This window comes from uncultured Polaribacter sp. (assembly GCF_947497695.1).
In the GTDB taxonomy this organism is placed as follows: Bacteria; Bacteroidota; Bacteroidia; order Flavobacteriales; family Flavobacteriaceae; genus Polaribacter.
Window position 1 is genome coordinate 108,769 of sequence record NZ_CANMHM010000001.1, and the last position, 12,727, is coordinate 121,495.

The following is a 12,727-nucleotide window of genomic DNA, read 5'->3' on the forward strand; positions in this document are numbered from 1 at the left end:
AAATAAGAAACTACTTCAAATCCTTTAACAATAATTGAATCGATTTATGACCATTCCATTCATTTTCATCTAAAGCATACACAATATCAAAATCATTTTGTACAAAGGCCATTTTATCACCTAAACCAAAACCAATTGAGTTGAACGTTTTTTTATTATCGCCCTGAAAAACGTTTAGTTTTAAATGAGTTTGCTCCTTTCCTACTCTTTTACCATAACCATTATCTCTTACACAGCTCGTTTTAAAAGTCGGTTTCATATTCATAGGGCCAAAAGGTGCCATTTGCTGTATAATTCTAAAAAACTTGGGTGTAATTTCTAATAAATCAATCTCTGCATCAATAGCAATTTCAGGAGTTAATAATTTTGTATCAATTGTTTTTGCAACAACCTCTTCAAACTTATTTTTAAAATTTTCATAATTTTCTGGTAACAATGTTAAACCAGCAGCATATTTATGTCCGCCAAATTGCTCAATAAACTCCTCACATTCATGCAAAGCATTATACACATCAAAACCTTTTACAGAACGTGCAGAAGCAGCTAATTTATCGCCACTTTTAGTAAAAACTAAGGTGGGTCTATAATATTTTTCAATCAATCTAGAAGCAACAATACCAATAACCCCTTTGTGCCAATCTTCTTGAAAAACTACAGATGTAAATTTATCTTCTTCATTATTATCAATAATTTGAATTAAAGCTTGGTCTGTAATTTTCTTATCTAAATTCTTTCTATCTGCATTAAATATTTCAATTGCAGCAGCAAACTCAATTGCAGCCTCTAAATCCATTTCTGTTAGTAACTCTACAGCATAATTGCCATGTTTTATTCTACCTGCAGCATTAATTCTTGGTGCAATGGTAAAAACAACATCTGTAATAGTGAGTTCCTTTTTTTTAGCTTGATGAATAATTGCTTTAATTCCGTTTCTTGGTTGAGTATTTATTACTTGTAAACCAAAATAGGCCAAGATTCTATTTTCGCCATTCATAGGAACGATATCTGCAGCAATTGCAGTAGCAACCAAATCTAAATAAGGGACAAAATATTCTATGGATTGATTTCTAGAAACGCCCAAAGCTTGAATGAGCTTAAAACCTACTCCACAACCACAAAGTTCATCAAAAGGATAGTTACAATCTTCTCTTTTTGCATTTAAAACAGCTATTGCTTTAGGTATTTCATCTCCTGGTTTATGATGGTCGCAAATAATAAAATCGATATTTTTTTCTTTAGCATACGTAACTTTATCAATGGCTTTGATACCACAATCTAAAGCAATAATTAGTGAAAAATCATTATCATGTGCAAAATCGATTCCTAAAAAAGAAATACCATAACCTTCTGCATATCTATCAGGAATATAAGTTGCAATATTTGTGTGAATTGTTTTAAGATAAGAAGCCACTAAAGAAACTGCTGTAGTTCCATCAACATCATAATCACCAAAGATTAAAATATTTTCATCATTGGCAATTGCTTTTTCAATTCTTGCAACTGCCAAATCCATATCTTTCATTAAAAAAGGATCATGAATTTCATCTAAATTGGGGCGAAAATAGTTTTTAGCTGCCTCAAATGTATCAATATTTCTTTGACATAAAATTTGGGCGATTGTTTTATTTACTTGAAGTTCTTTTGCTAATTTTTCTACTTTTTCTTTTTCTGGTTGTGGCTTTAACGTCCATCTCATAGCAATTTATTTTTTGAACATAAGATACAATATGTAGTTGAATTATTTAAATTTTATAATTCGTGTAAGAAAATTTCAGTTTCAACCTCAGCAAACTGACGAAACATTTCCATCACTCCACAGTATTTATCAACCGATAAATCTACCGCTTTTTTAATTTTATCTTCCTTTAAATTATTTCCAGTAAAATGATAATCTACTTTTACTTTGTTGTAAAATTTAGGATGCTCATCTGTTAATTCTGCTGTTATTTCAATTTTAAAATCTGCTGCTTCTGCACGCATTTTTTTTAATAAAGAAACAATATCCAAACCAGAACAACCTGCTAAAGAAGCTAACATTAATGCTTTAGGCCTATACCCTTCTCCTTTTCCTCCACTTTCTTCTCCTGCATCCATAAAAAGATTAATTCCACTTGGATTATCAGATTCGAATTGCATATTTTCTTTCCAGGTAGTTGTTACGATGTTTGTAGCCATTTGTATGTTAATTTTTAATAATTGATATTTATAATGCCCTTACAAAAGTAAGAACAATAATAAACTTAAAGATATAAAAAAAAGAATAGATTATTAAAGCTTTGCTAAGGCAAGTCTATAAAGTTTAGTTCAAAATAGCGGCAACTTTTTTTTGCAATTCAGGAATTACATTTTTCTCAAACCAAGGGTTTTTAGTTAACCAAAAACGATTTCTTGGTGATGGATGAGGCATCACAAAATACTTTGGTAAATATTCAGGATAATTGTCTACCGTTTCTGTGAGTGTTCTTTTCGCTTTGTCTTTTAGGTAATAATTCTGTGCATACATTCCTATTAGAATAATCATCTCAAGCTTTGGCATTTTATCAAAAAGAGATTGATGCCAAAGTGGTGCACATTCTTTACGTGGTGGTTTATCGCCACTTTTCCCTTTTCCAGGATAACAAAAACCCATGGGTACAATTGCGAATTTTTCTACATCGTAAAAATCTTTATCAGAAACGTTGAGCCACTTTCTTAATTGTTTTCCACTGGCATCGTCCCAAGGAATTCCAGATTTATGAACCTTTGTTCCTGGAGCTTGACCAATAATTACAATTTTAGAGTTTTTATGACCAGTAACAACAGGATTTGCACCCAAATCTAAATGTGGTTCGCAAATTCTACATTGTTTTATTTCTGATAAAAGTTCTTGCATTTTTTATACATAAAAGCGAATAAATATAGTTCATTATTGTTATTTAAAATAACATAAAATAACCTATAGTGTTATAATAAATAACACTTTTGCCTTATTTCAATTTTAAAGCTTCACTTTCAAAAGACAAACCCTCAAAACCAAACTTCATAAAATTACGAATATTTTGATGAGAAGTTCCGTTTTTATCTTCTAAAACATTTTTATAATGTTCGCCAAAACAAAATAAGGTTTCTTCTTTTGTCAGTTTTTGAATTTTTGCAAATGCAAACAACTTACAAGAACCAGAATTTTCTCCTGCTTTGTTCTCAATTTCTCCGTTTGTAAAAGTAGTTGGAGTAAAATTATAGTTTTCCTCTATTACCTGCATAGTTTCTGCAAAATTAATTGCTGTTGGATTTGATTTTAATTTTGTTTTGAATTCTTGAATAATCATGTAATAAAATTGTAAAATGATGAATTAAATATATTTTTTGTCGACTATTTTACCATAAATCATGTACTTCTGGCTTAATAAATGTATTGTAAATATTATTTACTTGTTTCAATTGTTCTTCAGAAATTAAACTTGCTTGACTTGTGTTTAAATTAGAAAATAATTGATCTACACTAGATGCACCAGGAATTACACAACTCACTTCATTAAAAGACAATATCCATTGTAAAGCTTTGTGTACAAGGTTTACATCATTATTAAAAACTGTTTTTAATGCTTCAACAGCTTTTAACCCTAAACTGTAATCTATACCAGAAAAAGTTTCTCCTTTATCAAAAGCAGCTCCTTCACGATTAAAAAATCGGTGATCATCTTTATCAAAAGTGGTTGTTTTACTAAATTTCCCAGTCAATAATCCACTTGCTAAAGGAACACGAGCTATAATACCAACATCTTTCTTTTTTGCTTCGGTAAAAAAAGTTTCACTTGGTTTTTGACGAAACATGTTAAAAATAATTTGAACAGTGCTAACACCTTCAAATTCTATTGCTTTTAAAGCTTCCTCAACTTTTTCTACACTTACTCCATAATTTCTAATTTTACCTTCTTTTGTTAAATCATCAAACAAACCAAAAATTTCTGGACGATTATAAACTTCTGTTGGAGGACAATGTATTTGCATTAAGTCAATTCTATCAACTCCTAAATTAGATAAACTTTCTTCTACAAACTTTCTAAGTGCAGCAGTTGTGTAAGATGCATTTGTATGAGGATTTAATTGACGACCACATTTTGTTGCAATATAAACCTCTTCTGAACGTGAACGAACAATTTTACCCACAGCTTTTTCACTTAATCCTTCACTATAAACATCTGCAGTATCAATAAAATTGACGCCATTATCAATAGCTGTATTGATAATTTTTTCTGCATTTTTAGAACTAAAATCACTCCCCCATTTTCCACCAACTTGCCAAGTTCCTAAACTTATTTCTGAGATGTTTAAGTTTGTTTTTCCTAATTTTCTGTAGTTCATTTTGTAATTTTTAATAGTGTCTTTTAAAATTATTTTGATGATTTCCCCTCAACAATCACAACAATTTCTCCTTTTGGAGGTTTATTTGTATAATGAGCCAACACTTCTGTGGCAGTTCCTCTAATGGTTTCTTCAAACATTTTTGTTAATTCTCTACTTACAGAAACTTGTCTTTCTGCTCCAAAATATTCTATAAAATGACCTAAAGTTTTTACCAATTTGTGAGGCGATTCATAAAAAATCATCGTTCTTTTTTCTTCTGCTAACAACAAAAAACGAGTTTGTCTTCCTTTTTTTACGGGTAAAAAACCTTCAAAAACAAACTTATCGTTTGGCAAACCAGAATTTACCAAAGCAGGTACAAAAGCAGTTGCACCAGGTAAACAATCTACCTCAATATTATTTTCTACACAAGCTCTTGTCAACAAAAAACCAGGATCTGAAATTGCAGGTGTTCCAGCATCAGAAATTAAAGCACAGGTTTCTCCGTTTTGAATTCTTTGTACAATTCCTTTTACAGATTTATGCTCATTATGCATGTGATGACTGTGCATTTGAGTAGAAATTTCAAAATGTTTTAATAATTTTCCACTTGTACGTGTATCTTCTGCTAAAATAAAATCGACTTCTTTTAAAACACGAATTGCTCTAAAAGTGATGTCTTCTAAATTACCAATTGGCGTTGGTACTAAATATAGTTTGCTCATTGTTTTTAGTAATCATTTATCAATTATCAGTGATCAAAAAGAAAGTGATATTTTGATTTTAATAAAAAGTATTGAAAAAATTCTACTTCTTCAATATTACAAATTTACAAAGAATAAGACGGATTCTGCGTTACCGATTGAAGCATTTGTTTGAGCTCTTTTTTATTCTTTTTCGGAATAAAAAAAGCGAGTGCGAAAAGCGGGGCATTTCTTAGAAGAAATGAACGCCCAAAAACCCCATATTAAATAGAATTTGTTTAATTTTGCAACCTAAATTTCAGATATAAATGTATAGAAGTCATTCTTGTGGCGAGTTAAGAGATTCGCATATAAATACAGAAGTAACCTTAGCTGGTTGGGTACAAAAAAGCAGAGATAAAGGGTTTTTAATTTGGGTAGATTTACGTGACAGATATGGAATTACACAGTTAATTTTTGATGAAGAACGCACGCCAAAAGAAATGATGGACAAAGCAAAATCTTTGGGTAGAGAGTTTGTAATACAAGTTACAGGTACTGTAATTGAGCGTGAAGCTAAAAATGCTAAAATGGCAACTGGAAATGTTGAAGTATTGGTTTCTAAATTAGAAATTTTAAACGCCTCTGTAACACCACCTTTTACTATTGAAGATGAAACTGATGGTGGAGAAGATATTAGAATGAAATACAGATATCTTGATATTAGAAGAAATCCTGTTAAAGACAGTTTAATTTTCCGTCATAAAGTGGCAATGGAAGTACGTAAATACTTGTCTGATCAAGAATTTATAGAAGTAGAAACACCTTATTTAATAAAATCTACTCCTGAAGGAGCAAGAGATTTTGTAGTGCCTTCTCGTATGAATGAAGGTCAGTTTTATGCCTTACCTCAAAGTCCACAAACTTTTAAACAGCTTTTAATGGTTGGAGGAATGGACAAATATTTTCAGATTGTAAAATGTTTTAGAGACGAAGATTTACGTGCAGACAGACAGCCAGAATTTACACAAATTGACTGTGAAATGGCGTTTGTGGAACAAGAAGATATTTTAAATATTTTTGAAGGATTAACGCGTCATTTATTAAAAGAAGTAAATAATGTAACTGTAGATAAATTTCCAAGAATGTTGTATGATGATGCAATGCGTTTGTATGGAAATGACAAGCCAGATATAAGATTTGGAATGGAATTTGGCGAGTTAAATGCAGTAACACAACACAAAGATTTTGGCGTTTTTAATTCGGCTGAATTGGTGGTTGGGTTTGCTGTTCCTGAAGGAAATAAATTTACAAGAAAAGAAATAGACAACATTATTAAGTGGGTAAAACGTCCTCAGGTTGGTGCTTTAGGGATGATTTATGCTCGTGTAAACGAAGATGGAACGTTTAAATCTTCTGTAGACAAATTCTACGACCAAGAAGATTTGGCAAAATGGGCAGAAATTACGGGTGCAAAAACTGGGGATTTAGTCTGTGTTTTATCTGGTGAAACCAATAAAGTTAGAGCTCAATTATCTGCTTTAAGAATGGAATTAGCAGAGCGTTTAGGTTTGAGAGATCCTAAAGTATTTGCACCTCTTTGGGTAATTGATTTTCCACTATTAGAGTTAGATGAAGAAACAGGTCATTATCATGCAATGCATCATCCTTTTACTTCACCAAAACCTGGGCAAATGGAATTGCTAGACACCAACCCTGGAGCTGTTAAAGCAAATGCGTATGATTTGGTGTTGAACGGAAACGAAATTGGTGGTGGTTCTATTAGAATTCATGACAAACAAATACAAGCAACCATGTTAAAGCATTTAGGTTTTTCTGAAGAAGATGCCAAAGCTCAATTTGGTTTTTTAATGGATGCTTTTGAGTATGGTGCTCCACCTCATGGAGGTTTGGCTTTTGGTCTGGATAGATTGGTAGCAATTTTAGGCGGACAAGAAACAATTCGTGATTTTATTGCCTTCCCAAAAAATAATTCTGGACGTGATGTTATGATTGATGCTCCTGCATTTATTGATGATGAACAATTGAAAGAATTGAGTTTGAAGTTGGCTATTGAAGAGTAAATTACACTGTAAAACTAAATTGAATCAGTTTCTTATAAAACAATTAAAATCTTGTTCTAAATATTAGAACAAGATTTTTTATTACATTTAATATTTTTAAAACGAGTTTAAAAAACTCTTTTTTACAAAGTATGCCAAAAGCAAAAAACATATTCAGAAAAATAATCATTTGGAGATATAAGCATATTTCTGAACGTCAATTTGTATATATTTTAAGTATTCTTGTTGGTTTTTTAGCAGGACTTGGTACAGTAACATTAAAAAATATTACGCATTACATTCAACTTTTATTATCCGTAGATTTTTTAAAAGAATCTAAAAGTTCTTGGTTTTTTATATATCCAATTATTGGTTTACTAATTGTTGCAATTATTAAAATAACTTGGTTAAAAAAACATATTGGTCATGGTATTTCTACCACACTTTATGCCATTTCTAAAAGAAAAGGAATCATACCAAAATACAATATTTTTGCAGCATTAATAACCGCTCCTTTAACGGTTGGTTTTGGTGGTTCTGTAGGTTTACAAGGACCAGCAGTAAGTGCAGGTACAGCTTTGGCATCTTACACTTCTCAGTTGTTTCACATGACTACAAAAACCAGAATGCTATTAATTGGTTGTGCAACTGCAGGTGCTATGTCTTCTATGTTTAAAGCCCCAATTGCAGGTATTATTTTTGCTTTAGAAGTATTTAGTTTAGACATTGCTTTTGTATCATTAGTCCCTTTATTATTAGCCTCTGTTGCAGCCATTGTAACGTCTTATCTTTTTTTAGGTTCTGATGTTATATTAGGTTTTGAACTGAATGAAAAATTTCAAATTAGCGAAATAGGTTTTTACGCAATTTTCGGAATCTTTACTGGAATTATTTCTGTCTATTTTTCATTCATCTATTTTGCCATCAGAAAGTTTTTTTATCAGTTTAAACAACGTTTTGTCCGCTTAATTATTGGTAGTATCATTATTGGATTTATTTTATATGCAATGCCATCTTTATACGGAGAAGGTTATGGCTTAATCAACAATTTATTAAAAGGAAATCATATTACAGCTATTGGCAATACTCCTTTTTCTTTTGACCAAGATAATATTTGGGTTGTAATTTTACTGCTGTTATTGATTACCTTTTTTAAAGCAATTGCCATGAGTACAACTTTTGCTGCTGGAGGAGTTGGAGGTATTTTTATTCCTACTTTAGTAATGGGGGCTGCTTTAGGAAACGCTTTTTCCAAAATTATTAATAATATGGGTTTAGGCTTTCAGGTTTCTGAAGCAAATTTTACTTTAATTGGTATGACTGGCTTAATGGCAGGTGTTTTACACGCCCCATTAACAGCCATTTTTTTAATTGCAGAAATTACTGGAGGATATGATTTATTTGTTCCCTTAATGTTCGTTGCAGCCATTTCGTTCTCTTTTACTAAATATTTTATATCAAACTCAATTTATACATATAAATTAGCACAAAGAGGCGAACTCATCACACATAATAAAGATAAAAATGTGTTGATGATGATGCAAATTGAAGACCTTATTGAAAGGAATTTTAAAACGGTAACTCCAGAAATGAAATTAGGCGAAATGCTAAAAAAAGCAGTTGCCAAATCATCAAGAAATATTTTTCCTGTTGTCGATAAAAAAAATCAATTTTTAGGCATTATATTGTTAGATGATATTCGCTCTGTTATGTTTGATTCTGAGCTTTACAACAAAGTAACCATAGAATCTTTTATGAAAACGGCTCCAGAAATTATTCATGAACATGATTCAGCACAAGTAGTGATGGAAAAATTTAAAGTAAGCGAAGCATGGAATTTACCTGTTGTAAAAGAGGGGGGTTATATTGGCTTTATCTCTAAATCTAAATTATTAACAGCTTACAGAAATAAGTTGGTTGAAGTAACATCATAAACAATATATTTTATAAAATGGTTATTCAACTATTTAAAATTAATCCCATGGTTCTATATTAATTTCTAACTGTTTTTGACTAGTTATGATTGCTTTAGAGCGTTCTTCTACTTCTCCTATTTTAAGGCAAGAAAATAATAAAAAACTAATTTCTAAATCTTTTCTATCTAAAAGTTGAAGTTTTATCGTTTTTTGAAAATTTTTATGTGTAAAAGAAGCGTCTATTTCAGCAATTTTATCTCCATTTTTAAAAATAGAAAACCTCTTCTTATAATGAATTTTAATAGTATAAGTTTGGTTTTCTATAATTATAGAATAGATTGTTTTTTTATTATTTTGAGATGTAAGTTCTTTTAAAATACCATTTTCATTTTTAATGGTAAATACCATCTTCCATTTCCAAAATTTAAATTTCTTAGTAATATGGTATACAATTTCGTCTTTAGAGTTAAAAACTTCAGAACCAAACTTTCCAAAATCCATAAACCATTTAGAAGTATATAATTTTTCTTCGGATAAAAAAACATCTAAAGTATTATTAAAATGTTTTAATGTATATGTTTCAGTATTCATTTATATTATTTTTCTTTTAAGAAATTTACAACGAGATCAGGAAAATCAGTAAAAACACCATCAACATTTGCAGCTATTAAAAATGTTTCCATCATTTCTTCAAAGATAGTAAAGTCATCTAATTGATCGGCTCTTAAAGTGTAAGGATGTACTTTTAAATTAAATTGATGTGCATCAGAAACTAAAGTTGTAAACTTCCATTCTCCATCAACTTTCTTATCTAAAATTTGCTTGTACCAAGGTCCTATTCCATCTGCATAAGTGGCAAAATGTTGTAAGTTTTTAGCTTCCTCTTCAAATTCTATCAATTGCACCAAAAATAATTCTGATTTTAAATCTTTTCTAATTCGTTCTAATTCTTTGGTATCAAAACATTGTAAAATACAATTGTCTTTTTTGGTTTTATAACCATAATCATACAAAGTTTTTAAAACAATTTCAGTTAGGTTTTTTCCTTCTTTTTGATGAAATTTAGGTTCTTTAATCTCTGGATAAATTCCTATATTTTTACCTGTACTTTTATTTAAACCTTGAATCAATTCAATTTCTTCGGCAAAAGAATGCAATTTAAAATTCCCTTTTCCTTTTGGAAAACGGTTTGGGTAAAATTGCTCGCCAGTTTTTGGGTTAAAACGTTCTGTAACTTTTAGTGTTTGCAACTCGTCATAAGTAAAATCAATCACATAATATCTATTGTCGTTTCTTTTTCTATTTGCAAATTTTGTTGCGACATCTGTTACATCATCCAAATAAATATCATGTATAACAATAGGCACATCATCTTTACTCAACACCAAATCTTGCTCAATAAAATTTACATTCATGGCATAAGCCATTGCTTTGGCTTCCATTGTATGTTCTGGTAAATAGCCAGAAGCACCTCTGTGAGCAATTACTATTTTAGTGTTCATTTTTTCTGATTTCACTTTGGGTTTACAAGAAATTAAAGAAAATACAACCAAAAATAGTGAAATTGACTTCATTTCATATTTTATTTAAAAATTAAAGACAGACTTTTTGTAATTTTACAAAATGAAATTAGCGTTAAAAATAATGTTTACTATCTTTTTAGTTTGGATGATTGTTGCCATTTACTTATTAAATATAGAACATGTTAAAGCAAAAATTGTGATGGGTTTTGGTCTATTTTATTTAACTTTTTTATACATGCCCATATTTATTTATTACAGATACAAAGATGGAAAATACAAGAAGTATATTTTAAATGATGAAAAATTAAGAAAAGCTTTTAATCAACAAGGAAAAAATTAAGCTTCTTTTTTTAGATACAAATACACAGGAAAATGGTCTGAAAAACCACCTTTATACCAAGGACCAATGTAAGTTCTAAAAGGACTGCCTTTTAATTTGCCTTTAAATACTTTTAGCCATTTTTTATTAAAAACTTCTGCATATTTAAAATGATGTTTCTCTTTTTTAGTCTCTAAAAAATTCTTTGTTATTATAATTTGATCAAACAGATTCCATTTACCATTATACTTTAAGCTACCTAAAGCATCTCTATCTAATAATTTTTCCATTGGGTTGTAAAGATCTTCTTTAACCAAATATTCCTTTACACTTTTACAGGTTGGATCATCATTAAAATCGCCCATAATTATAATTTTTGCATCGTAGTTTTTTGCCTGAATTGTATCAATAATAGTACTTGCCAACTTTGCAGCTGCTATTCTTTTAGGTTCAGACTCTGGTATTCCTTCTCTTCTAGAAGGCCAATGATTTACTAGAATATGTACCAATTCTCCGTTTAAATTTCCATAAACCACTAAAATATCTCTAGTATAATCTCTTTCTCCTTCATCATCTTCTAAATACAAAGGGAAATGTTCTGACCCAAAAATTTCAAAGAGTTGCTTGTTGTATAAGAGAGCAACATCTATACCTCTATCATCTGGCGAATCATAATGCACAAAACCATAGTGATGATTTTTTAAATTTTTAGAATTAATCAAATCCTTTACAACTTTAGCATTTTCTACCTCTACTAGACCAACAATTGCTGGCAAATATTTAGATTGCTTTAGCCCTAATTGAGAAATTACAGAACCTAACTTGGTTATTTTGTCTTTGTAACGTTTATAACCCCATTTTCTTTTTCCATCTGTTGTAAAATCATCGTCAAATGTATTTGGATCATCTTTTGTATCAAATAGATTTTCTACGTTGTAAAAGGCAACAGTAATTGTATTTTCTTTTTTATTAAACCACAACATCCTTAAATTTTAATTGTAAAAGTACTAAAATTAAGAATTGTTTTAACCAATTTAGGAACCAATCATTATTAAAACAAAAAACAATTAAAAAACTCATAATCAATAACTTAATATATTTTTAGAAATGTTTCTAATTATGATAAGCGTTAAAAAAAAGTTAATAAATAGTTTTACTTACTTTTTTAATAGTAATACTTTTATATTTGTTAAATACACTTTTACTATGAAAAAACTAATCTTTATATTTTTAATGTTTTTTGCTAGCATACAAATACATGCTCAAATAGATGAAAATCAAACGGGTGCTTGGTATATGTATTTCTACAACCATCAATTTAAAGATTCTCAATGGGGAATTCAAGGAGATTTTCAATATAGAGATTGGCAAATTTTAGGAGATACAGAACAACTTTTATTAAGATCTGGTGTAACCTACACGCCAAAAGATTCTGGAGTTATATTTACATTAGGTGGTGCAAATATTACTACTGGTGTTTTTGGCGATTCAGAAGATACATCAAACGAAAACAGAATTTATCAAGAAGCTTTAATTCCGCAAAAATTAGGCAATCGTTTTTTAATAACACATCGTTTTCGATATGAACAACGTTTTGTAGAAAATCAACATTTTAGAACAAGATACCGTTATAATTTATTTATAAATGTTCCCTTTAACAGTAAAAGTTTAAGTGCAAAAACAATTTATGGTGCATTTTACAATGAACTTTTTATAAATGGAGAAAGAAATATTGGAGATAATAACACTGTAGAATTTTTTGATAGAAATAGAACATATGTAGGTTTGGGATATGTTTTAAACCCAAAAATTAGGTTTCAAATGGGCTGGATGAAACAAACCACAAATAATTGGAGTAAAGGACAGTTGCAGTTCAGTATGCATCACAATTTTTAAT

The 12,727-nt window shown here is 29.8% G+C and carries 13 protein-coding genes; 4 read left to right on the top strand and 9 right to left on the bottom strand.

The features are described from left to right. Positions 1–10 precede the first annotated feature (10 nt). The 6 genes from recJ to rsmI all read right to left on the bottom strand — a co-directional run bounded on the left by recJ (position 11) and on the right by rsmI (position 5,051). Complete coding sequence (gene recJ / locus Q0731_RS00430) at positions 11–1,696, bottom strand: single-stranded-DNA-specific exonuclease RecJ (RefSeq protein WP_299058595.1); 1,686 nt, start codon at positions 1,694–1,696, stop codon at positions 11–13. Between the two features lie 53 nt (positions 1,697–1,749). Further along, positions 1,750–2,175 carry an OsmC family protein gene (locus Q0731_RS00435; RefSeq protein WP_299058597.1) on the bottom strand — a complete coding sequence of 142 codons (426 nt, stop codon included), beginning with the start codon at positions 2,173–2,175 and terminating at the stop codon, positions 1,750–1,752. Between the two features lie 124 nt (positions 2,176–2,299). Beyond that, positions 2,300–2,872: a uracil-DNA glycosylase family protein gene (locus tag Q0731_RS00440; protein ID WP_299058599.1), complete on the bottom strand. Its 573-nt coding sequence runs from the start codon at positions 2,870–2,872 to the stop codon at positions 2,300–2,302. A gap of 94 nt (positions 2,873–2,966) precedes the next feature. Next, entirely contained in the window at positions 2,967–3,308 is a 342-nt protein-coding gene (locus Q0731_RS00445; protein ID WP_299058600.1) for a HopJ type III effector protein, read from the bottom strand. A 49-nt stretch (positions 3,309–3,357) separates the two neighbouring features. Then, a complete protein-coding gene (locus Q0731_RS00450) occupies positions 3,358–4,344 on the bottom strand; it encodes an aldo/keto reductase (RefSeq protein ID WP_299058601.1) in 987 nt (328 codons plus the stop codon). A 29-nt stretch (positions 4,345–4,373) separates the two neighbouring features. Next, entirely contained in the window at positions 4,374–5,051 is a 678-nt protein-coding gene (gene rsmI / locus Q0731_RS00455; protein WP_299058603.1) for a 16S rRNA (cytidine(1402)-2'-O)-methyltransferase, read from the bottom strand. Positions 5,052–5,338: 287 nt separating this feature from the next. On the opposite strand from rsmI, the gene aspS reads away from it, so the two are divergent. Together aspS and Q0731_RS00465 are read left to right on the top strand one after the other, a co-directional pair. After that, positions 5,339–7,093 (top strand): aspartate--tRNA ligase, encoded by a 1,755-nt coding sequence (aspS, locus tag Q0731_RS00460; RefSeq protein ID WP_299058605.1) that lies wholly within the window; start codon positions 5,339–5,341, stop codon positions 7,091–7,093. 131 nt (positions 7,094–7,224) lie between these two features. Then, complete coding sequence (locus Q0731_RS00465; RefSeq protein WP_299058607.1) at positions 7,225–9,006, top strand: chloride channel protein; 1,782 nt, start codon at positions 7,225–7,227, stop codon at positions 9,004–9,006. Positions 9,007–9,045: 39 nt separating this feature from the next. On the opposite strand, the gene Q0731_RS00470 is transcribed toward Q0731_RS00465, so the two are convergent. Both Q0731_RS00470 and glpQ read right to left on the bottom strand, forming a co-directional pair. Then, positions 9,046–9,579: a hypothetical protein gene (locus tag Q0731_RS00470; RefSeq protein WP_299058609.1), complete on the bottom strand. Its 534-nt coding sequence runs from the start codon at positions 9,577–9,579 to the stop codon at positions 9,046–9,048. Between the two features lie 5 nt (positions 9,580–9,584). Continuing rightward, on the bottom strand, positions 9,585–10,562 hold the full coding sequence (gene glpQ, locus Q0731_RS00475; protein ID WP_299058611.1) for a glycerophosphodiester phosphodiesterase: 978 nt from the start codon (positions 10,560–10,562) through the stop codon (positions 9,585–9,587). 49 nt (positions 10,563–10,611) lie between these two features. Between glpQ and Q0731_RS00480 the strand changes: the two genes are divergently transcribed. Beyond that, the gene (locus Q0731_RS00480; protein WP_299058613.1) at positions 10,612–10,851 is read left to right on the top strand and encodes a hypothetical protein; all 240 of its coding nucleotides are present in this window, start codon (positions 10,612–10,614) and stop codon (positions 10,849–10,851) included. On the opposite strand, the gene Q0731_RS00485 is transcribed toward Q0731_RS00480, so the two are convergent. Next, positions 10,848–11,813 (bottom strand): endonuclease/exonuclease/phosphatase family protein, encoded by a 966-nt coding sequence (locus Q0731_RS00485; protein ID WP_299058615.1) that lies wholly within the window; start codon positions 11,811–11,813, stop codon positions 10,848–10,850. The two genes, Q0731_RS00480 and Q0731_RS00485, sit on opposite strands and share 4 nt — an antisense overlap. A gap of 223 nt (positions 11,814–12,036) precedes the next feature. Here Q0731_RS00485 and Q0731_RS00490 point away from each other — a divergent pair, with 223 nt between their 5' ends. Beyond that, positions 12,037–12,726, top strand: coding sequence for a DUF2490 domain-containing protein (locus Q0731_RS00490; protein ID WP_299058617.1), 690 nt, complete (start codon positions 12,037–12,039; stop codon positions 12,724–12,726). Position 12,727 lies beyond the last annotated feature (1 nt).

What these genes read in the sequence shown, in the direction of transcription:
- recJ (WP_299058595.1), bottom strand. Translation starts at nt 1,696, where the DNA reads ATGAGATGGACGTTAAAGCCACAACCAGAAAAAGAAAAAGTAGAAAAA.
- Q0731_RS00435 (WP_299058597.1), bottom strand. Translation starts at nt 2,175, where the DNA reads ATGGCTACAAACATCGTAACAACTACCTGGAAAGAAAATATGCAATTC.
- Q0731_RS00440 (WP_299058599.1), bottom strand. Translation starts at nt 2,872, where the DNA reads ATGCAAGAACTTTTATCAGAAATAAAACAATGTAGAATTTGCGAACCA.
- Q0731_RS00445 (WP_299058600.1), bottom strand. Translation starts at nt 3,308, where the DNA reads ATGATTATTCAAGAATTCAAAACAAAATTAAAATCAAATCCAACAGCA.
- Q0731_RS00450 (WP_299058601.1), bottom strand. Translation starts at nt 4,344, where the DNA reads ATGAACTACAGAAAATTAGGAAAAACAAACTTAAACATCTCAGAAATA.
- rsmI (WP_299058603.1), bottom strand. Translation starts at nt 5,051, where the DNA reads ATGAGCAAACTATATTTAGTACCAACGCCAATTGGTAATTTAGAAGAC.
- aspS (WP_299058605.1), top strand. Translation starts at nt 5,339, where the DNA reads ATGTATAGAAGTCATTCTTGTGGCGAGTTAAGAGATTCGCATATAAAT.
- Q0731_RS00465 (WP_299058607.1), top strand. Translation starts at nt 7,225, where the DNA reads ATGCCAAAAGCAAAAAACATATTCAGAAAAATAATCATTTGGAGATAT.
- Q0731_RS00470 (WP_299058609.1), bottom strand. Translation starts at nt 9,579, where the DNA reads ATGAATACTGAAACATATACATTAAAACATTTTAATAATACTTTAGAT.
- glpQ (WP_299058611.1), bottom strand. Translation starts at nt 10,562, where the DNA reads ATGAAGTCAATTTCACTATTTTTGGTTGTATTTTCTTTAATTTCTTGT.
- Q0731_RS00480 (WP_299058613.1), top strand. Translation starts at nt 10,612, where the DNA reads ATGAAATTAGCGTTAAAAATAATGTTTACTATCTTTTTAGTTTGGATG.
- Q0731_RS00485 (WP_299058615.1), bottom strand. Translation starts at nt 11,813, where the DNA reads ATGTTGTGGTTTAATAAAAAAGAAAATACAATTACTGTTGCCTTTTAC.
- Q0731_RS00490 (WP_299058617.1), top strand. Translation starts at nt 12,037, where the DNA reads ATGAAAAAACTAATCTTTATATTTTTAATGTTTTTTGCTAGCATACAA.